The 21179-nt window shown below is 62.7% G+C and carries 17 protein-coding genes; 6 read left to right on the top strand and 11 right to left on the bottom strand.

The annotated features are described in order from the left end of the window. Window positions 1-2: 2 nt before the first annotated feature. From M728_RS10360 to M728_RS10370, 3 genes are all read right to left on the bottom strand, one after another. Window positions 3-1025, bottom strand: a complete 1023-nt coding sequence (locus M728_RS10360; RefSeq protein WP_026619062.1) for a metalloregulator ArsR/SmtB family transcription factor — start codon at window positions 1023-1025, stop codon at window positions 3-5. Window positions 1026-1691: 666 nt separating this feature from the next. Then, window positions 1692-3341 (bottom strand): energy-dependent translational throttle protein EttA, encoded by a 1650-nt coding sequence (ettA, locus tag M728_RS10365; protein WP_026619061.1) that lies wholly within the window; start codon window positions 3339-3341, stop codon window positions 1692-1694. Between the two features lie 118 nt (window positions 3342-3459). Beyond that, complete coding sequence (locus M728_RS10370) at window positions 3460-4224, bottom strand: ribonuclease T2 (RefSeq protein WP_026619060.1); 765 nt, start codon at window positions 4222-4224, stop codon at window positions 3460-3462. A 228-nt stretch (window positions 4225-4452) separates the two neighbouring features. Between M728_RS10370 and M728_RS10375 the strand changes: the two genes are divergently transcribed. From M728_RS10375 to M728_RS10385, 3 genes are read left to right on the top strand one after another with little or no spacing between them, the layout of a single operon-like run. Next, a complete protein-coding gene (locus M728_RS10375) occupies window positions 4453-5400 on the top strand; it encodes an alpha/beta fold hydrolase (protein WP_026619059.1) in 948 nt (315 codons plus the stop codon). Beyond that, on the top strand, window positions 5397-6350 hold the full coding sequence (locus M728_RS10380) for a DMT family transporter (protein WP_026619058.1): 954 nt from the start codon (window positions 5397-5399) through the stop codon (window positions 6348-6350). Before M728_RS10375 ends, M728_RS10380 begins: the two co-directional genes overlap by 4 nt. A gap of 39 nt (window positions 6351-6389) precedes the next feature. Beyond that, window positions 6390-8036 (top strand): thiamine pyrophosphate-binding protein, encoded by a 1647-nt coding sequence (locus M728_RS10385; protein WP_026619057.1) that lies wholly within the window; start codon window positions 6390-6392, stop codon window positions 8034-8036. A gap of 71 nt (window positions 8037-8107) precedes the next feature. Here M728_RS10385 and M728_RS10390 read toward each other — a convergent pair whose 3' ends face one another. Both M728_RS10390 and M728_RS10395 read right to left on the bottom strand, forming a co-directional pair. Further along, on the bottom strand, window positions 8108-8446 hold the full coding sequence (locus tag M728_RS10390) for a TIGR01244 family sulfur transferase (protein ID WP_026619056.1): 339 nt from the start codon (window positions 8444-8446) through the stop codon (window positions 8108-8110). A gap of 71 nt (window positions 8447-8517) precedes the next feature. After that, entirely contained in the window at window positions 8518-9357 is an 840-nt protein-coding gene (locus tag M728_RS10395) for a DUF4432 family protein (protein ID WP_026619055.1), read from the bottom strand. A gap of 239 nt (window positions 9358-9596) precedes the next feature. Between M728_RS10395 and M728_RS10400 the strand changes: the two genes are divergently transcribed. Together M728_RS10400 and M728_RS10405 are read left to right on the top strand one after the other, a co-directional pair. Next, window positions 9597-11003: a L,D-transpeptidase family protein gene (locus M728_RS10400; RefSeq protein ID WP_026619054.1), complete on the top strand. Its 1407-nt coding sequence runs from the start codon at window positions 9597-9599 to the stop codon at window positions 11001-11003. Between the two features lie 226 nt (window positions 11004-11229). Further along, entirely contained in the window at window positions 11230-12519 is a 1290-nt protein-coding gene (locus M728_RS10405) for an FAD-binding oxidoreductase (protein WP_026619053.1), read from the top strand. A gap of 65 nt (window positions 12520-12584) precedes the next feature. Here the strand turns inward: M728_RS10405 and M728_RS10410 are convergent, their stop codons facing one another. The 6 genes from M728_RS10410 to M728_RS10435 all read right to left on the bottom strand — a co-directional run bounded on the left by M728_RS10410 (window position 12585) and on the right by M728_RS10435 (window position 20115). Continuing rightward, window positions 12585-13301 (bottom strand): ParA family protein, encoded by a 717-nt coding sequence (locus M728_RS10410; RefSeq protein WP_026619052.1) that lies wholly within the window; start codon window positions 13299-13301, stop codon window positions 12585-12587. Between the two features lie 215 nt (window positions 13302-13516). Further along, window positions 13517-14662: an iron-containing alcohol dehydrogenase gene (locus tag M728_RS10415; RefSeq protein ID WP_026619051.1), complete on the bottom strand. Its 1146-nt coding sequence runs from the start codon at window positions 14660-14662 to the stop codon at window positions 13517-13519. Next, entirely contained in the window at window positions 14659-16044 is a 1386-nt protein-coding gene (locus M728_RS10420; protein WP_026619050.1) for an aldehyde dehydrogenase family protein, read from the bottom strand. Before M728_RS10420 ends, M728_RS10415 begins: the two co-directional genes overlap by 4 nt. A 182-nt stretch (window positions 16045-16226) precedes the next feature. Further along, window positions 16227-17591: a glutamine synthetase family protein gene (locus M728_RS10425; protein WP_026619049.1), complete on the bottom strand. Its 1365-nt coding sequence runs from the start codon at window positions 17589-17591 to the stop codon at window positions 16227-16229. 94 nt (window positions 17592-17685) lie between these two features. Continuing rightward, the gene (locus M728_RS10430) at window positions 17686-19233 is read right to left on the bottom strand and encodes an amino acid permease (protein ID WP_026619048.1); all 1548 of its coding nucleotides are present in this window, start codon (window positions 19231-19233) and stop codon (window positions 17686-17688) included. A gap of 108 nt (window positions 19234-19341) precedes the next feature. Then, on the bottom strand, window positions 19342-20115 hold the full coding sequence (locus M728_RS10435; RefSeq protein WP_026619047.1) for an N-formylglutamate amidohydrolase: 774 nt from the start codon (window positions 20113-20115) through the stop codon (window positions 19342-19344). A gap of 172 nt (window positions 20116-20287) precedes the next feature. Here M728_RS10435 and M728_RS10440 point away from each other — a divergent pair, with 172 nt between their 5' ends. After that, a complete protein-coding gene (locus tag M728_RS10440) occupies window positions 20288-21166 on the top strand; it encodes a MurR/RpiR family transcriptional regulator (protein WP_026619046.1) in 879 nt (292 codons plus the stop codon). Window positions 21167-21179: the final 13 nt, after the last annotated feature.

Below are 21179 nucleotides of genomic sequence, written 5' to 3' on the forward strand. Positions count from 1 at the left end.
TCTCAAACTCCCCCTACCTGAAGGCGCTGGCGCGGCATTTCGGCGATAGTGTCGACTGCGCGCTGATCGCGCGCCAGCCAGATCGTGACCGTCAGTTTTCCTTCCTGCCCGCCTTCCGGCGCCAGATCGGTCGTCTTCTCCAGCGCGAGACCCGCCTTCTGCAGCCAATCGGCCATCAACTGATGCGAGAAGCCGAGGCGGGCATGGGCATGCTCGTCGCGCAGGTACTCGAGCCCGTGGGGCGCAAAGTCGATGATCACGAGCCGGCCGCCGGGCGCGAGCATACGGGCGGCCTCGGTGATCGCCGCCTCCGGCTCCTCGAGGTAGTGCAACACCTGATGGATCGTGACGAGATCGAAGGACTGGCCGTCGAGCGGCAGATTGAAGATGTCGCCGTGGCGGATCGAAGCCTTGGTGATCCCGGCCTTATCGAGATTGGAACGGGCGACCGCCAACATGTCGCGGCTCGCGTCGACGCCGATGCCGCGCCGGTAGATGCCTTCGAAAAGCTGCAGAATGCGTCCCGTGCCGGTACCGAGATCGAGCAGGCTGTCGACCTGTTCGTCGCCGACCATGGCCTTCAGCGCCGCCTCGACGTCACCCTCGGCTACGTGCAGCCGCCGGAGTTCGTCCCATTCGGCGGCGTTGCGACTGAAATAGGCCTGCGCCTTCTCCGCACGCGCCTTCTTCAATGCCGCGAGCCGGGTCGCGTCCCGCGCGAGAATTGCATCGTCGAAAGCGGCCGCCGCCAGGAGTTCACGCACCAGCGCCACGCGCCCGCCCTCTTGACGCAGGCGGAAATAGGCCCAGGCACCCTCCTGATAGCGATCGATGAGGGCGACCTCGGCAAGCAGTTTCAGATGCCGGGAAATGCGCGGCTGAGACTGGCCGAGAATCTCGGTAAGATCGGTCACCGTGAGATCGCCGGCGGCAAGCAAGGCGAGGAGGCGCATGCGCGTCGGCTCACCGGCGGCTTTCAGCACATCAACCAGCGCGTCCAAACTGAGCATTCCACGATCACCCATCGCTTTCCCCATCAACACATAAAGATATGTTTATGTGATTTGCGGGAAGCGCGCAAGCGAATTTGCGCAGAAGGGCAAGGGGATGACGGTCGGGAGGTAGGTCCGCTCCAGATTAGCTCCGAGGACATCACACCGGCGCGCCGCGGTGCTCTTTGACGCTATCCTGCGGCGTTGCGGTGCCGGCTGCAGGGCATCCGTTTACGACCACCGGATTATCTTCCATCCTCATTCCTGTGCTTGTCACAGGAATCCAGTCATGGCGCGTCCGCGCCGTGAATGACTCAGGGAATTACGTGGAAGAGCGGTGCAGACAGCAAGACATCAAGCGCGCCCAAGGACTTGGGCGCACTGGGTCCCTATGACAGCATAGGTATGAGGAAAGGCACAAGCTGACGCCCCAAACCTCCGGCTCGCCCGGATTCCTTCTCGGTACCGTCAGCCAGCACAGGATGGAACGCCAGTCCGCGCTCCGGTCTCACTCCTGTTACTGGCCCCAGGATGAGCAGGCGAAATGCCCGCAAACCGGCCTATGCAGAAGCCCGCCGTTTTGGCCGCTAAAGCGCATCACACCCAACGAATTCGTGCCATGCGCTTTAGTCTTTGCTTCTATCTACGTCGCCCATCCCAAAACCGCAGCGGGCTTTTAGGCGACAGACCTCTCAAACCCTATCGCGTCAGGCGCTTATAAGTCACCCGCTTCGGATTGACCGAGTCCGGGCCGAGACGGCGGATCTTGTCCTTCTCGTAGTCCTCGAAGTTGCCTTCGAACCACTCGACGTGGCTGTCGCCCTCGAAGGCGAGGATGTGGGTCGCGAGCCGATCGAGGAACATGCGGTCGTGGCTGATGATGACCGCGCAGCCGGCGAAGTTTTCCAGTGCATCCTCGAGTGCCGCCAGCGTTTCCGTGTCGAGGTCGTTGGTCGGTTCGTCGAGCAGGACGACGTTGCCGCCGGACTTCAGCATCTTGGCAAGATGCACGCGGTTGCGCTGACCGCCCGAAAGCGTACCGACCTTCTGCTGCTGGTCACCGCCCTTGAAGTTGAAGGCCGAGCAATAGGCGCGCGAATTGACCTCGTGCTTGCCGAGCTTGATGACGTCGCTACCGCCGGAGATTTCCTCCCAAACCGTCTTGTTCGCGTCGAGCGCGTCGCGGCTCTGGTCCACATAAGCGAGTTGCACGCTGTCGCCGATGCGGAAGGAACCGTCGTCGGGCTGTTCTTGGCCGGTGATCATGCGGAAAAGCGTCGTCTTGCCGGCGCCGTTCGGGCCGATGACACCGACGATGCCGCCCGGCGGCAGTTTGAAGCTCAGGCCGTCGATCAGCAACTGGTCGCCGTAGCCCTTCGAGAGGTTGTCGGCCTCGATGACCACCTGGCCGAGACGCTCGCCGACGGGAATGATGATCTGGGCATCGCCCGGGCGTCGGTCGGCGGCCGCCTTGACGAGCTCGTCATAGGCGCGGATACGGGCCTTGGATTTCGCCTGGCGGGCCTTTGGGCTCGAGGCGATCCACTCCTGCTCGCGGCTGATCGCCTTCTGACGGGTGGCTTCCTCGCGGCCTTCCTGCGCCATGCGCTTGGCCTTAGCCTGCAGATAGGCGGAATAGTTGCCCTCGTAGGGAATGCCACGGCCGCGGTCCAGCTCGAGAATCCAGCCGGTGACGTTATCGAGGAAGTAGCGGTCGTGGGTGACCATCAGCACGGCGCCCGGATATTCGCGCAGGTGCTTTTCAAGCCAGGCGATCGTCTCGGCGTCGAGGTGGTTGGTCGGTTCGTCGAGGAGCAGCAGGTCCGGTTGCGACAGCAAGAGCTTGCAAAGCGCGACACGGCGCTTTTCGCCGCCCGAGAGATTGGTGACCTCCGCGTCGCCGGGCGGGCAGCGCAGCGCGTCCATCGCCATCTCGACCTGGCTTTCGAGATCCCAGAGATTCTGACTGTCGATCACATCCTGGAGCTTCGCGCCCTCTTCCGCAGTCTCGTCGGAATAGTTCATCATCAGCTCGTTGTAGCGGTCGAGGATCGCCTTCTTGGCGGCGACACCTTCCATCACGTTCTCGAGCACGTTCTTCTCAGAATCGAGCTGCGGCTCCTGCGGCAGATAGCCGACGGTTGCGCCTTCAGCGACCCAGGCTTCGCCCGTATACTCGTGGTCGAGCCCGGCCATGATCCTCAGAACGGTCGACTTACCGGCGCCGTTGGGGCCGAGAATGCCGATCTTCGCGTCCGGATAGAACGAGAGATGGATATTCTCGAGGACCTTCTTATTGCCATAGGCCTTGTTGAGCCCGGCCATGTGATAGATGAACTGACGTGCCATAAGGGAATGCTCCGCATCGGAAGGGAAAATTTGCCCGCTATGTAGGCGAATTATGTTGGCGGGGCAATCCGGCAAAGGCTTGCCACGCCGATCCCTTCGATGTGGCGACCCCGCCGGATCAGCCCTGCCCGGCAGCGTCCGCGATCCCCTTTCCGCACTTGAACTCGGTCGGGCCGGCTGCCTGGATTAAGTCCGAAAGCCCGCTCTTGCCCGAGAGATCGCCGGAAAGCCCGATCGTAAGTCCGGTGATGATGCTGCGGCCGTTGACGCTTTGGCAGCGCATCCGCACCCGGTCGCCGGCACCTGCACCGAAGCTATGGTCGAAGGCCTGCTTGATCTGCTTTTCGTCGATCTCCTTGCCGATCTGGTCGGCAAAGAGCGCACGCACGGCCGAACGATTGAGCTCATCCAATAGCCGGAGCTGCAACGTGAAGTAGTCGTCCGCATTTGACGCTTGGCAGGTGCCGCTGCGCAGCCACTGATGTCGGTCGAGGCCGGATTTGACCCCAGGCATGGCGACGAGCAAGCGCGCGGCCGTGTCGTCGGTCATGGCGGCCTTCGGCAGGTCCAGCCAATCACCCTTGCGGTCGCGGGCCTTCAGCTCCGCTTCCACGCCGCAATAGCTCTTCCTGAGCGGCCACAGGCCATGAAGCGAAAAATGGGTGGCGTCGAACCGCTCCGCCGTCTGGTCGACGCATTCTTTGCGCGTCGGCCGCGTCTCGCAAAAGCCTGGCTGCCAACTTACAGCGAGGACATATTCAGTCTTCCCGCCGCCGGCCCCGCCACCCTCGTCTCCTTCCTGCGCGGCGGCGAAGGTGGCAAATCCCAGCCCCACCGCCAGCGCCGCCATCCGCACCACGTTCACTATTGCCCTTGCCCGCATTGTCATAACCGCCTCCAAACAGGAAAACAAAACGAGAACAAATATCGACAAACGCGCGAAAATTGCAACCCCTAATCAACATTTTCGGAATCGTTGTGACCTCATGCGAAACGAGCAACAAGCGCCGATTGCCTTTACCGTCCAAATCGATTTGATATCTGCGACGGCGTCGCATCGAAGAGGCGACGACAAACAGGCGGTGTGACGGTTTTTGGGAGAGCGCATGGCATGTTCGGGCAGGTGAGGACGCATCGAAGCCAGACCGGTGCGACGCTCGGCTGGCGTTATCGCGGCGCCGCAGGCGTGCCCCGCGGGATCCTCATCATCAGTCACGGCCTTGCGGAACATTCCGGCCGTTACGGCCGCTTTGCCGAGGTCATGGCCGCGCATGGCTTTCACGTCTATGCTCATGACCATCGCGGACACGGCGAGAGCAGCGCGCCGGACGCACTCGTCGCCATGTTCGCGCTCCGGGACGGCGCCTCGAAGGTCATCGCGGACCTTCGAGCAATTCGCGATATGGCGGCTGCCGATCATCCAGGCCTGCCGGTCATCCTCTTCGGCCATTCGATGGGCGGGCTGATTGCACTCAATGCAGCCGAAGCCGATCCCGGGCTCTACGATGCGCTCGCGGTCTGGAACTCCAACTTCCGACCGGGGCTTGCCGGCCGCGCCGGTCTGTTGCTGCTCGCAATCGAGAAGATGCTGAAAGGCTCCGACGTGCCGAGCCCGCTGCTGACGAAGCTGACCTTCGGCGCCTGGAGCAAGAGCATTGCCGAACGGAAAACCGATTTCGACTGGCTGTCGCGCGACGAAGGCGAGGTCGCCAAATATGTCGCTGATCCGCTCTGCGGCTTCGATGCGACGGTGTCGTTATGGATCGACGTCTTCACCTTTGCCTTTGCCGGCGCCCGCATCGATCGGCTGGCGCGGCTACCCGCAACCCTGCCGGTCCACCTCGTCGGCGGCAGCGCCGATCCCTCCACCTTCAACGGCGCCGCCATCCGCTGGCTCGGCAACCGCATGAAAGCGCGCGGCATGGCGGACGTCACCATCACCATTCATGAAGGCATGCGCCACGAGACGCTCAACGAAATCGACCGCGAGAAGGCGACGGAAGAATTCGCCGCCTGGTGTCTGGAGGCCGTCGGCGCCAAGCGTCGGGGAAAATCATGACCGACGTCTCCCTTCCCAAGCTCGCGGCCGATCGAAACCGGATTTCCTATGGCCTGACGCTGATGGTCCTTTCGGTGCTGATCTCGCCGCTGATCGACATCTTCGCCAAGCTCGCGATCGCAACGGTGCCCTCGGCCGAGATCACGGCCGTCCGCTTCCTGCTGCAGGTCGCCTTCATCCTGCCGATCGCCCTCGTGCGCGGCACCCTCTTCGATCTCACATGGCGCAAGAGCGCGCTGCATGCGTTACGCGGAGGGCTCCTCGTCTTGACCATGCTTTCCTTCATCACCACCCTCAAGGTGATGGAAGTGGCAGACGCCATCGCCATTTTTTTCGTGGAGCCGATCATCCTCACGATACTCGGCAGCATCTTCTTGAAGGAGACCATCGGCTGGCGCCGCTATACCGCCTGTGCCGTCGGCTTCTTCGGCGCACTGCTCGTCATCCAGCCGAGCATGCAGGAGGTCGGCTGGATCGCGCTTCTGCCGATCGTTGCTGCCTTCGGGCTCGCCGTCTTCCTGCTCGTGACCCGCATGGTTGCGCAGAGTGAGGACCCGTGGTCGATGCAGTTCCATGCCGGCATATGGGGTGGCCTTTTCTGTCTCGTTCTACTTTGGCTCGGCGAGGGTACCGGCTCGAGCGTGCTCGATCCGGTCTGGCCGGAAGGGCGCACTTGGTTCTATCTGCTCGGCGTCGGCGTGACCGCCACGATCTCCGGCGTACTCGGCGTCTACGCCTATCGCGGCGCGCCTGCCTCGGTGCTCGCGCCGCTGCAATATCTGGAGATCGTCTCGGCGACGATTTTCGGCTGGCTCGTCTTCGGCGATCTGCCGGACGCGTTGAAGTGGCTCGGCATCGCGATCATCATCGGCTCCGGCCTCTATATCATCTGGCGCGAGCGGCAGGTGCAGAAGACAGCGAGCATCGCGCCGGTGTCGCCGGCGATCTGAAATCGACGGGAATGAACACGAGCATTGGGAGGTGCAGACATGAAAACGGGCGGGCAACTGGTGGTGGAGGCGCTCGTCGCAAACAGCGTCAAGCGCATCTCCTGCGTGCCGGGAGAAAGCTATCTGGCCGTGCTCGATGCGCTCTACGATACCGAGATCGACGTCGTCGTCTGCCGGCAGGAGGGAGGTGCGGCAATGATGGCCGACGCCTGGGGCCGCCTGACGGGCGAGCCCGGCATCTGCATGGTCACGCGTGGTCCCGGCGCCACCAACGCCTCTGCTGGCCTACATGTAGCGCGGCAGGACTCGGTGCCTATGATCCTGTTTATCGGTCAGGTGCAGCGTGACGCCCGTGAACGCGAGGCCTTCCAGGAGATCGAATATCGCCGCGCCTTCACCGAAGTCGCGAAATGGGTGGGTGAAATCGACGATCCGGCACGGATTCCGGAGTTCGTCACGCGCGCCTTCGCGGTCGCCATCTCAGGCCGCCCCGGTCCCGTGGTACTGACCTTGCCGGAAGACATGCTCACCGAGAGCGCGGAAGCCCCGGCGGCGCGCGCCTACCAGCCGGTTGAAAGCCATCCGGGCCCCGCCCAGATCGCCCGGCTCGCGGAGCTTCTCTCTGCCGCGAAAAAGCCGGTGGCCATTCTTGGCGGTACGCGTTGGTCGGCCGAGGCCGTTGCCGGGTTTCAAGGCTTCGCCGAATGCTGGCATCTCCCCGTCGGCTGCTCCTTCCGGCGCCAGATGCTCTTCGATCACCTGCATCCGAACTATGCCGGCGATGTCGGCATCGGCATCAATCCGGCGCTCGAGAGCGGGATCAAAGACGCCGATCTCGTCCTACTCATTGGCGGCCGTTTCTCGGAAATGCCCTCTTCCGGCTACACGCTGATGGACGTGCCCTACCCCAGGCAGACGCTGGTCCATGTCCATCCGGATCCGGCCGAACTCGGCCGCGTCTATCGCCCGGATCTCGCGATCGCCGCAAGCCCGCGCGATTTCGTCGTCGCGCTCGCCGACCTCGCGCCTGCGGAAGAGCCTGTTTGGTCCGCCCGCACCGCCGCCATGCACGCGGCCTATCTCCGATGGTCCACACCTCCGGAAAAGGGTCCGGGCGACGTGCAGATGGGGCCGATCATGAACTGGCTGGAGGCGAACACCGCACCGGACACGATCTTCACCAACGGCGCGGGCAACTACGCTACCTGGCTGCACCGCTTCCACCGCTTCCGCCGTTACGGCACGCAAGCCGCTCCCGCTTCAGGCTCGATGGGCTACGGCCTGCCGGCGGCGGTCGCGGCCAAGCACCTCCATCCCGATCGCGAGGTCATCTGCTTCGCCGGCGACGGCTGTTTCCTGATGCATGGCCAGGAATTCGCGACCGCGATACGCTACAGGCTGCCGATCATCGTGCTCGTCATCAACAACGGCATCTACGGTACGATCCGCATGCATCAGGAGCGCGAATATCCAGGCCGCGTCAGTGCCACGGACCTGACCAATCCGGATTTCGCAGCCCTCGCCCGCGCCTATGGCGGGCACGGCGAAACGGTGGGGCGGACCGAAGAATTTGCCGAGGCGTTCCTGCGGGCCCGCGCCAGCGGCAAGCCGGCGATCATCGAGATCAAGCTCGACCCGGAAGCGATCACGCCGACGCGGACGCTGAGCGAGATCCGCAACGGTTGAGGGAACGTCCGCCCTCGTTCCGGCCGTGGGCCTTTCAGGAAATTGTGCGGTTTCTCTCGGGAATAGGCGCTTCAGCCGCGAATGTGCAGCGTCTGCTGATAGATTGCCATGGAGCGCGCGCCGGAGCGGCAATAGCCGAGCATCGGCCGCGGGAATTCGTCGAGCGCGTCAACCATGCGGGTTACCGCATCCGCGGTCACGCCCATCGGGCCCACTGGAATATGGGTGATTTCTAGCCCCAGTTCCTGAGCGCGCGCGGCGATCGCATCGAAGGTCGGCTGGTCGGGCACCTCGAAATCCGGTCGGTGGCAGACGATGGACTTGAAGCCGAGCGCCTTGATCTCGTCGAGGTCCTCGACCGTGATCTGGCCGGAGACCGAATACTCATCGTTGATCTGGCGAATGTCCATGTTGCGTTCCTCAAGAAAAGCGTTGCCCTGATGTAGGCCCGGCGTCAAACGGCGTCAATCGAGAAGCGCTTTCAGGCGACCGCGAAGGCTAGTGCGTAGTCCCGCGATTGGCCCGGCTCGAGCAGCGGGAGCTCTCCAGCTGCGGCGAGTTCCGGCCGCTTCGCCAAACGATGCGATGCCGGTTCGATGCTGATGACGTTGGCGCCGCCGCGCTGGCAGCGCCACATCTGCAGGAACGGCAGCGTGTCCGTCCGGAATCTGACGCGGAGAGCGCGGCCCTCAAGTCTTGATATCGCGGTCAGCGCCACCTCCGACAATTGCCCGTCGCTGGCGACGGCGGGTCGGCAGAAGCGCGCGCTCTCCCCCTCGCCGAACCGCCAAGCGAGCGATCCGCCATCGACCGACGCACTTTCGATTCGCGTTTCGTCGGTAAGCAGCCGACCGGCGATGTTGATGTGGTACATCATCATCGGCGCGAAGGCGGACGTACCGATGTTGATGATGTGATCCGCGAGCGTGACGCTCCGTGTGGCCTCATCGATTTGCCATAGGCGCCTGACCGCCGCCCGGCCACCGCAAGCGAGATCCAGTTCGATGTCGGCGCTGCAGCGATCGCCGGCGACCGACATCTCCGACCGGCTGACGGGTGTTCCAGCCAGCGACCCATGCAACGGATAATGTGCATCCACGCGCCCATCCACCGGTTCCGGGTGGCGGATGTGGTCGGGGCCGCAGGTGAAGAGAAAGCCCGCAAGGGCACGATCGATGCGCGGATCGCCGGCCGAGGGGATTGCATCACCGGGCGACAGATCGACGCCGGCGACAACGAAGGCGGCGATATCGAGCGCCGAGGAACGGTCGAAAAGGAGATGGCTCTCAATGTCCACGCCGGCGCTAAGCGTAGTCTGCATCTTTCTGGCCCCAGAATCAGGTGGATGAAGGCATAATAGCGCAAGCAGCCCCCACAGGTGCCTGAGCTCCGCGTGAAACCAGCCTGAGGAGAAAAACGTTATGGATTCAACAAGGTGCAGCAGCAGACACACCGCTTATGACGGCGAGTGCTGTTGCAACGCTTAGGCAGGTCGCCTAATTAGGATTTAGGGAATGTTCATGATGAATTCATTTTTTCCACATTAACGTCGGAATCGGCATGTACCGCGCCAAGGAAACCACCAGAAAGACGGGTTCTATCGTGACGTCAGCGCCTCGCATTGGCCTTTCGCTTGTCGCCGCACTCGGCCTTTTGGCCGGGGAGTTCGCCTCGGCCTACGCGCAGGAGGGCTACGGCGGCTATTGGGGCGACGGCGACGTGATGCTGGTCACGCCGGAAGGGGACATCCTCGATTATGTCCCCGGAGATGGCGAGGTTCAGGCGATGCGCGATCGCCGCGGTCGCACGGTGCTCGTCGACCCCTGGGGCAATATCGTTGCGACCGTCGTGCCGAATGACGGCTATGGCGGCAGGGCCCGCCGCCGCGACTACGGTGCAGACGGCTATTCCAACGAACGTGACCGCGGCTACGGCTATTCCGAGCCCGGCGAATTCACCGGCACCGTTCCCGACTATGGCGATGTCACCCCTGCTCCGGTCGAGCGTGAGGAGCTTCCAAATAGCCTTCCGTCGCTCTCCGGGCGCGAGGAGGCCGCCTATGACCCGCAATACGACGATCCGTTGGCGCAGCCGATGCCGCCGGCGATCACGATAAAGGGCAAGTCGCGCGCCGAGATCACCGCCCTTCAGGTCTTCCTCGATCGCGAAGGCTTTTCGCCGGGCGTCATCGACGGCAAGATGGGCTCGAACGTCACCAAGGCTATCGAGGCCTGGCAGCAGGCGACGGGCGAGACGCTCGACCCGAACAACACCGAAGATATCCTCGAACGCTTGCGCTTCAACGGCGGTCTGCCGATCACGACCTACACGATCACCGCCGCCGATGCGGCCGGTCCCTATGTCGCCTCGATCCCGGAGGACTATGCGCACAAGGCGATGCTCCCGCATCTGTCCTTCACTTCCACCGCCGAAATGCTCGGCGAAAAGTTCCATATGGACGAGAACTACCTGCGTGAGCTCAATCCCGGCGTCGATTTCTCCATCCCGGGTACGACGATCAAGGTCATCAATCCCGGTCCGAACAAGACGGGCAAGGTCACGCGGATCGTCGCGGACAAGGTTCGCAAGCAGGTGCTCGCCTATGACGAGGCGGGAAAACTGATCGCCGCCTATCCGGCCACTATCGGTTCGGCCGATACGCCCTCGCCGTCCGGCACCGTGGCGGTTGAGCGCATCGCCTTCGATCCGGGTTATACCTACAACCCGAAGATCAATTTCCGGCAGGGTGCGAACGATAAGATCCTGCAATTGCAGCCAGGCCCGAACGGCCCCGTGGGCACCGTCTGGATCGCGCTTTCGAGGCCGACCTACGGCATCCACGGAACCCCGGATCCCTCAAAAATCGGCAAGACCCAGAGCCATGGCTGCATCCGCCTGACCAACTGGGACGCAACCGAGCTTGGCAAGATGGTGAGCCCCGGCGTCACGGTCGAATTCGTCGGTTAGTCGCTTGAGACACCGCCGCTTCGCCCTGCGGCGCTCCAATTTGCCTGCCCCCTATCGGACCGGACCATCATGTCACGCCTCGCACGTGGCCTCTAAACGCCTGTCGCCGCGACGGAAGTGCACCGTTGCGGCCCTCATGACATCATGAAACATTGTCATGAAAAGCTTTGCCGCATTGGCTCTATCACAGGCGAATATCCTCGATCACCACAAAGGAATGTCCGCGATGGCGACGGAGCGCCCTCTCCCCAATCTCTGGCATGCGACGGCGCCGGCAGGGCCGCAAACGGCTCAGCTTGCGGGTGACCTGACGACAGAGGTGGCCATCATCGGAGGCGGCTTTACCGGGCTCTCGGCCGCCCTCCACCTCGCCGAGATGGGTGTAAAGGCTAAGGTAATCGAAGCAAGAATGATCGGGCATGGCGGCTCCGGCCGCAATGTGGGCCTCGTCAATGCCGGCATGTGGGTGAAGCCGGAGGACCTGATCGCGACGCTCGGGACCACGGCCGGAAACCGGCTGCTCACCGAACTCGGCGACGGTCCCTCGCTCGTCTATGATCTCGTTGCCAAACACGGCATCGAGTGCGAAGCCGTTCGCAACGGCACGCTGCATATGGCCGTCGGCGCAGAGGGGCTGCAAGATATCCGGGATAGAGAGGCGCAATGGAAGAAGCGCGGCGCGCCGGTCGAAGTCCTTTCGGCCGACAGGGCGCATGCGCTCTCCGGTGCTGAAGGCTTCACCGGGGCGCTGCTCGATCGTCGCGCCGGAACGATCCAGCCGCTCGCCTATGCACGGGGGCTCGCCCGCGCGGCGCTTGCCGCCGGCGCCGAGATCTTCACCGATACGCCGCTGCTTGCCGCCGAGCGGCAAGGCGATCTCTGGAAGCTGAAGGCCGGGCTTGGCACCCTCACCGCTCGCTACGTCATTCTCGCGACCAATGCATATGGCAGCCTCGTTCCCGATGTTCCGTGGAAGGAATACCGGCAGGAATTGACGATCCTTCCCTTTTTCCAGTTCGCGACCAATCCCCTCCCGGACCACATCGCCGCGAAGATATTGCCGGAGCGCCAAGGTGCCTGGGATACGGGTCTCGTCATGACGTCCTTCCGCATGGACAGGCAGGACCGTCTGATCTTCGGCTCGGTCGGCAGGCTCGACGCGCTGGCCGCCGGCACCCACCGTGCATTCGCCGCCCGTTCGCTGCGCAAGCTCTTCCCCTATATCGGCGACTTCCGCTTCGAATACTGGTGGGACGGACGCATCGGCATGACCACGAACAACCTGCCGGCGATGCACGTGCTCGCTCCCAATGTCGTATCGGTGAGCGGCTACAACGGCCGCGGCATCGCGCCGGGCACCGTCTTCGGCCGTGCGCTTGCCCATCACGTCACCGGCGACGCATCGGCCGTTCCGCTTGCGGAAACGCCGGTCACGCCGGATCCGTGGCGGAGCCTGAAATCCGCCTTCTACCATGCCGGCGCCCAGGCCAAGCATTTCATCGATCGGCGGTTCTGACAGGCTCTGCTTGTCACAAGATCCCGCCGGCGCCGCGTCTGCGGCGCAGGTAACCGCCCCTGCGGCTAGGCCGCCCGCGGCAGGGCCGAGCGCAAGCGAGACATCAGTGCGCGGCGTGCGGTTACGGGAAGCAGGCTCTGCACCTCGCTGGCAAGCGCGAAGGCGTTTTCGCGCGCCTTGTCGAGATTGCTGACCCGGTTCGGGTCCATCGTCTGCAAGGTCCCGCCGCATTCGAAGATTTCGCGATAGGCGACGCGCTCGACGATCGGCGTGTCGAGAACCGAGACGCCGCGAGAGGCGAGCAATGCCTTGATCGTCTGCAGCGCTCGCGTCGTCACCAGTGAATTAACGCGGGTCAATACGACCGAGTGATTGATGCGGACCCTCGCCTTCTGCTCGATCTGGCGGATGAGCTCCAGAATCTGCACCGCGCCCCGCGCATCCATGGCACAGCCCTGAACCGGAATCAGCACCTGGTCGGAGAGCCCTAGCGCCAGGGCGACAATCGCGTCCTTGGCGCCGGCCAGATCGATGATGATGAAATCGACCTCGCCCTTGAGTTCGCGGATATGACAGGGCAGCGAGGCCGGCGTGACATGCGAGATCACTTCCAGGTTGCCGACGTGACCGGATACCTCGGACCAGCTCGTGATCCAGCGCTGCGGATCGGCATCGAGAACCACGACGCGGTTCCCCTGCCTCGCCAGTTCCGTCGACAAGATCAGCGCCGCAGTCGTCTTGCCCGCACCGCCTTTCGCATTGGCGAATGTGATGACCGCCATTTCTCCACCTCGTCCTTGCATGTTCCGTTTGCGGGCCCGCCCAGCAGGACGGGGCGCGCCGGTTTCTTAATAGAACCTTTCAGATCATGGTTAACAAAATGGAAATTTTGGCTCCCAAAGATTAATCAAAACGCCTTTCCCGTCACTGACGCGTAATGAAAAAGCCCGGAAAACCAAAGCTTTCCGGGCTTCAAAAAAATTAACGCAACCTACCGTCAGATGCACTCGGCAAAGAGCTTCTTCGCCGTGTCGAGCGTCAATTCGACCGGGTTGCCGCCTGCGGTCGGGTCGACGATTGCCATTTCCGCCATCTCGTCGATGCGGTCGGTGCCGACACCGAGCGCCGACAGTTTGTCCGGCACGCCGAGCTCCTCTCTGAGCCGCAGCACATAGTCGTAGAAGCCATCGAAGCCGCCGCCAATGCCGAGGTAAGCGGCGGCGCGGCCGATCTTCTCCTCGATCGCCGGGCGATTGAAGCGCAGCACCGGCGGCATCACCACGGCATTGGTCATGCCGTGATGGGTGTTGTAGATCGCTCCGATCGGATGCGAGAGCGAATGGATCGCACCCAACCCCTTCTGGAAGGCGACCGCGCCCATCGCCGCCGCGCTCATCATGTGCGCGCGGGCTTCGAGGTCCGTTCCCTCCCTATAGGCGCGCGGCAGGTATTCCTTGACGAGCCGCATGCCTTCGAGCGCGATGCCCGCCGACATCGGGTGGTAGAACGGCGAGGAATAGGCCTCCAGGCAATGCGCGAAAGCGTCCATACCCGTGCCGGCGGTGATCACCTTCGGCATCCCAACCGTCAGTTCCGGATCGCAGATCGTGACGCCCGGCAGGAACTTCGGATGAAAGATCACCTTCTTCACGTGGCTTGCCGAATTGGTGATGACGCTGGCGCGGCCGACCTCGGAACCGGTGCCGGCCGTCGTCGGAACGGCGACGATTGGCGCGATGCCTTCGACGCTCGCGCGCGTCCACCAGTCACCGATATCCTCGAAGTCCCACACGGGACGCGTTTGGCCGACCATGAAGGCGACGCATTTGCCGAGATCGAGGCCGGAGCCGCCGCCGAAGGCGACGACGCCATCATGGCCGCCCTCCCGGAAAGCCTTCACGCCGGCTTCCAGATTTTTGTCGTTTGGGTTCGGATCGACGTCCGCGAAGATCGCGCGACCGAGGCCGCCGGCCTCGAGGATATCGAGCGCGTTCTGCGTGATCGCCATCGGCGCGAGCCCGCGATCGGTGATCAGCAGCGGCTTCTTCATGCCGAGCGCCATGCAATGGTCGGCAAGCTCCTTGATGCGGCCGGTGCCGAATTTGACGGCGGTCGGATAGCTCCAGTTGGCGGTGATGGTCATGCGGTGACTTTCTTCAGGTGATAGGATTTCGGACGGGTGAGATTATGGAAGCCGAGGACCGAAAGCGAACCGCCTCGGCCGGTCTCCTTGACGCCTGTCCAGCAGAGCGCCGGGTCGAGATAGTCAGCCCGGTTCATGAAGATCGTGCCGGTTTCGAGCTCGCGCCCGATCCGCGCGGCCCGCTCGGCATCCTTCGTCCAGAGCGAAACGGTGAGCCCGTACTGGCTGTCATTCATCAACTCGATCGCCTCGGCATCGCTCTTCACCTTCATGATGCCCACGGCCGGCCCGAAGGTTTCCTCGCGCATGAACTCCATCGAATGATCGACATCGACGAGGACCTGCGGCGCGAGATAGGCGCCGCCATCGTCCTGCGGGAAAAGCTTCGGATCGATCAGCGCCTTGGCGCCCTTCGAGACGGCATCGGCGATCTGGTTGCGGACGGTAGCCGCGAACCGCTTGTTGGCCATCGGCCCGAGCGTCGTTTCCGCATCGAGCGGATTGCCGAGCTTGTAGTTGGAGACCCAGGCGACCGATTTCTCGACAAAGGCGTCGTAGAGCGATTCATGCACGTAGATGCGCTCGATGCCGCAGCAGCACTGGCCGGAATTGTAGGTCGCGCCGTCCATCAGCGTGTCGACCGCCGCGTTGAGATCGGCATCCTCCATCACATAGCCTGGATCCTTGCCGCCGAGTTCAAGGCCGAGACCAGTAAAGGTGCCAGCCGCCGCGCGCTCGATCGAGCGGCCGCCTTCCACCGAGCCGGTGAAGTTGATGAAGTCGAAACTCCTGGCAGCGATCAGCGCCGCCGTCGTCTCGTGGTCGAGGAATAGGTTCTGGAAGACGTCCGCCGGAACGCCCGCCTCGACGAAGGCGCGCACCATGCGCTCGCCGACAAGGATCGTCTGACTGGCGTGTTTGATAATGACCGTGTTGCCCGCCATCAGCGCTGGAGCGACCGTGTTGATCGCCGTCATGTAGGGGTAGTTCCAGGGCGCAATGACGAAGACGACGCCATGCGGCTCGCGCTCTATGCGCCGCTCGAAGCGATCGCTCTCCTCGACGACGATCGGCTTCAGCGCGTCGGCCGCGATCGAAGCGACGTAGTTCGAACGCTCGTTGAAACCCCTGAACTCGCCGCCATAACGGACCGGTCGGCCCATCTGCCAAGCGAGTTCCGGCACCACTTCATCGACCATTTCGTTGAGGCGCGCGACGCCGGCGAGTACCAGCTTGACCCGTTCATCGAGCGGGCGTTTGGCCCAGGCTTTCTGCGCGAGGCGCGCATGCGCGACGGCCTCTCTGGCGAGCTCCAGTGGCATTGCCAGGCGCTCGGCATAGACCTCGCCATTCACCGGCGAAATGCATTTGATCATCGTCATGATCGTCTTCCTGTTCCTACTGCGAAAACAAATTTCCCCTCCCCACCCCTTCCCCACAAGGGGAGAGCTTCCCTCTCGGCAGCCTCGCCTGATCTCGGCTAATGCCAGCTGCGGAGGCGCTGAGTTGGGCGGCGATGACGCCGCGAAGCCCCCTTGCGGAGAGGGGTTGGGGACGGTTTTACCTACGCCCTCTCGAACCCCCGAGCGACTTCCCAATCGGTCACGCGCCGATCATATTCCTGCTGCTCCCATTGGGCGGCATGCACATAATGGTCGATCACGTCCTCGCCAAATGCCGCCCGTAGCATCTTCGAGCCGGAAAGCGCCTCAGTTGCTGCTCTCAACGTATGCGGAATCTCTCGCACATCCTTGCCATGGTATGCGTCGCCGACGAAGGGCGCCTCCAGTTCCATCTTGCTTTCGATACCGGATATGCCGGCCGCGATCAAAGCTGCAAAGGCAAGATAGGGGTTCAAGTCGGAGCCGCCGACGCGGCATTCGATGCGGATCGCCTTGGTGTCCTCGCCGCAGAGTCGGTAGCCGGCGGTCCGATTGTCCTTGCTCCAGATCGCCTTGGTTGGCGCGAAGGTGCCGGCCATAAAGCGCTTGTAGGAGTTGATGTAAGGCGCCAGGAAATAGGTGATCTCGCTGGCATGGGTGAGCAGGCCCGCCACGTAGTGCCGCATCAGTTCCGACATGCCGTGCGGCGCGTTCTTGTCGAAGAACAGCGGCGTCTCGCCGTCAAGGCTCCAGAGCGATTGGTGGATGTGCGACGATGAGCCCGCGGCCGAATAGTTCCATTTGGCGAGGAAGGTGATCGCCTTGCCGCGCTGCCAGGCGATCTCCTTGCAGCCGTTCTTGATGATCGCGTGGCGGTCAGCCATAGTCAGAGCGTCCGCATAGCGGACATTGATCTCCTCCTGCCCGGCGGAAGCCTCGCCCTTGGAGTTCTCGACCGGAATGCCCGCGCCCTGCAGGCCATTGCGGATCGCCCGCATCACATCCTCTTCCTTCGTCGTCTGGAAGATGTGGTAATCCTCGTTGTAGCCGCTGGCGAGCTGCAGGTCGCGGTATCCGGAGACCCTCGCCTCGTCATAGGACTGATCGAACAGGAAGAATTCGAGCTCGCTCGCCATGAAGGGCTTGAAGCCCATGGCTTCGAGTCGCGCCACCTGCTTCTTCAAGATGGCGCGCGGCGAATGCGGTACTTCCGCATGAGTATGGTGGTCGAGCACGTCACAAAGCACCAGAGCCGTGCCTTCGAGCCAGGGGATGCGGCGAAGCGTCGAGAGATCGGGCTTCATCGTGTAGTCGCCGTAGCCCTTTTCCCAGCTCGTCGCCTTATAACCGGGAACGGTTTCCATCTCTATGTCGGTCGCAAGCAGATAGTTGCAGCTATGCGTTTCCTTCCAGGCGCTGTCGACGAAGTATTCCGCATGAAAACGCTTGCCCATCAGGCGGCCCTGCATGTCCACCTGGCAGGCGAGCATCGTGTCGATGCGACCGGCGGCCACATCCTCTTTCAGTTCTTCGAACGAGTAGCTCATGAAAGTGTCATCCCATGTTTCGGCGCGGCCGTTCCCGAAGCCGCAAAAGTCAAGCGGGGATCGCAAGCGCGATCCCCGCGCTCCTGTTATCGTCTCAGACTTCGCCCACGGCCTTTTCAGCGGCGACGATCTCCGCCTGGCGGCGGGCGACTTCATCGCCGATGGGCGGCCCGCGGAAGCGGCGGTTTTCAAATGCAAACCAGATGATTCCCGTCACGATCAGGAAGCCGACGGTAATATAGAGCGCCCAATCATTCGGCGGCTGAATGCCGAGAACGAAGATCAGCACCATGGCGATGATCGACAGGATCGCGAAGAGCTTGAACATGCCCTCACCAAGGTTCCACGGTCCCATCTTATCCCACTTCGAGGTTCCCCAGGCGAAAAGGCCGAGCGTGATCGGGATCGCGAAGGAGAAGAACAGGAAGATGACCGTGCACGAGACGACGATCGTGTAGACCGGTGTGTCGCCGATCGAAACGAGCGACGATCCCCAGACGAAGAGCACTGCCAGAATCGAGCCCGTCCAGATCGCCGCGACCGGCGTGCGGTAGGTCGGGCTCACTTTCGACAGCGGCTTGGAGGCCGGCAGGCCGCCATCGCGCGAGAAGGCGAAGATCATGCGCGATACCGACGTAACCGTAGCCAGGCCGCACAGCCATTGGCTGACGAAGATGGCGAGGTAGAGAATGTCCTTGATGGCCGGGTGCACCTGCGCGTCCATCGCCCAGAAGAACACGTTCCAGCCCTGCTTGGCCGCCTCGTCCATGTTCGGGATCATCAGCACGAAGGAGCACAGCATGATGTAGCCGAAGAGCGCCGACCAGAGCACCGAAGAGACCATGCCGCGCGGCACCGACTCGGCGGCCTTGACCGTCTCCTCCGAGGTGTGGGCGGAAGCATCGTAACCGGTGATCGTGTAGATCGGCAGCAGCAGGCCGAGCAGGAACACCCAGGTGCCGGAAGTCTGCGGCCAGACATTGCCGCCCGCCTCGCCGGAATAGTTCGAGAAGGTGAAGAGCCGCCCGAACTCGTAAGGGTCGGCCGCTGCAAGGCAAACGATCGCCAGGAGGATCGAGGTCGCGAAGATGAGATAGCCCGAGAAGTCTGTGAGCTTCGCCGTAAGGCCGATCCCCATATGGTTCACCAGGGCCTGCACGCCGGTGATGATCGCCAGGAAGACGATACGCGTCGTCGTCGTGTCTTCCAGTCCCAGATACGGCGTGCCGAACGAACCCATGAAGAAATAATAGGTGCCGACATTGATGGCGCCGAGAACCGTCACCAGCCCGAGCAGGTTGAACCAGGCCGTCACCCAGCCGGTAAAACGGTTCCCAAGGATCGAGCCCCAGTGATAGAGGCCGCCGGCGGTCGGATAGGCGGAGCCGATCTGCGCCATGGCGACGGCGAAGACGAGCGAGATGAAGCATCCAAGCGGCCAGCCGATGCCGATCGAGGCGCCGCCCGCACCGGCGGTCGCCTGCGCAAGCGAGTTGATGCCGCCCGAAAGGATGCAAATGATCGAGAAGGATACGGCGAAATTCGAGAACTGGCTCATTCGCCGCTCGAGTTCCTGGGCATAGCCCATGGAATGCAGAATCTGCAGATCCTGCTTCTTATCGATTTCGGTATAGTCTGACATCTTTTTCCCCTGTTTCTCCGGACCCTCCGCGCCATTGCGAAAGGTCGCGTCACCCACTGCTCCAGACAACGAAACAGCACCGCGGCTTTGCCGCTCCCCCAGGTCTTTTTATTTTGCCGGAAGCGCGGCTACGCTCGTGGTGAGCAGCCCTTCCAGATAATCGGCCACGACCCTTTGGCCGATCTCGTTGCGGATGAGATCGTTGCGGATCTCGATCATGACGTTCGGCACGCCAAAGCGCATGCCGTATTCGATCAAGCTGTGCGTCACGCCGTCGGCCGGTCCATAGGGCTCGTTGCGACGAATATCGTAGCCCACGTCTCCAACGGCTGCAGCGGCAAGCATGCGGTCCGCCAGCCGACTGTCGGCGTCGTGCAGAATGCCGATTTCGACAGAGCGGGGCTCGCCGAAATAAACTGGCGTGAAGCTGTGCATGGTGACGAGAACGGCCCGCCTGCCCGAAGCCCGGCGGTCGCTGATGAGCTGAGAGACCGCCCCTTTAAACGGCAGGTAAATCTCGTCCACCCTCGCCTGCCGCTCGGCCGCCGACATCGCCCTGTTGCCCGGGACCTCATAGACCTCGCTGACGACAGGCGTGGCCGCATCGGATTCCGGCGGCCTGTTGCAGTCGTAGACAAGGCGTGAAAAGCGCTGATGGACGAGCGTGGCGTCGAGGCGCTTCGCGAGAAATCTAGACACCGCCAGAGCTCCCGGGTCCCAGGCGATGTGGCTCTCGAGCGCCTCTTCGGAAAGGCCGAGCGTACCGAGACGTTCCGGCAGGCGGCGGGACGCGTGCTCGCAGACGAAGAGGAATTCTCCCTTCGCATCGGCATTCTCGATGGCGACCGGGCCGCCCTCTGCCTGCGTCAAAAGCCCCGTCAAAACCGGCTCCCCTATGCCTCGTCAGACGATATTTGTGAAAAGAATTCTTCACGAATCGACGAGTGTCAATCAGAATCTGAAACGATCTCTTCAAGAATATGATTGACTCCGATTGTGACAGCGATGTTTAATTTCTCACAAGCTGGCGAAGACCGGCCGAGGGGCAAGAGCATTGAACGGCAACGCGACATCCATGACCGTGTCGGATGTGATCAACGCACATTTCGCCGCGCTGACGCGCGCGGAAAAGCGATTGGCGGAGACACTTCTCGACAACTATCCGGTTTCCGGCCTCGGCTCGATCACCACGGTCGCCGAGAATGCCGGCGTTTCGACCCCGACGGTCGCCCGCATGGTCCAGAAGCTCGGCTTCCGCGGATTTCCGGATTTCCAGGCAAGACTCCACCAGGAACTCGAGGCGACGATCTCCAATCCGATCGCCAAGCATGATCGCTGGGCGGCGAGCGCGCCGGGCACCCATACGCTCAACCGTTTCGCCGACGCGATCATGGGCAATATGCGCCAGACGCTTTCGCAGATCGAACCCCGCGAATTCGACGCGGCCGCAGCACTCGTCGCCGACCGCAAGCGCAATGTCTATCTGGTCGGCGGGCGCATCACCCGCTCGCTTGCAGACTATCTCTTCACCCATCTCCAGGTCATCCGCACCGGCGTCACCCGGATCGCCGTCAATCCGAGCTCCTGGCCGCATTATGTGCTCGACATGAAGCAGGGCGACGTCCTGATCCTGTTCGACATCCGCCGTTACGAGCAGGAGATGGAAACGCTCGCCCGTTTCGCCCGCGAACGTGGCGTCGAGATCATTCTCTTCACCGATCAATGGGGCTCGCCGGTCGCCAAGTCCTCCTCCAAGGTCTTCCGCGCCCAGATCGAAGTGCCCTCTGCCTGGGACAGTTCCGTGATGCTCCTCTTCCTCGTCGAGGCCCTGATCGAGGCCGTACAGAGCACGAACTGGGACGAAACCCGCGATCGTATGAAGACGCTCGAAGGCCTGTTCGATTCAACGCGCATCTTCCGCAAGCCGGTCTAGGAGGGACCGCCCG

The sequence above is a fragment of the Ensifer sp. WSM1721 genome, assembly GCF_000513895.2.
In the GTDB taxonomy this organism is placed as follows: Bacteria; Pseudomonadota; Alphaproteobacteria; order Rhizobiales; family Rhizobiaceae; genus Sinorhizobium.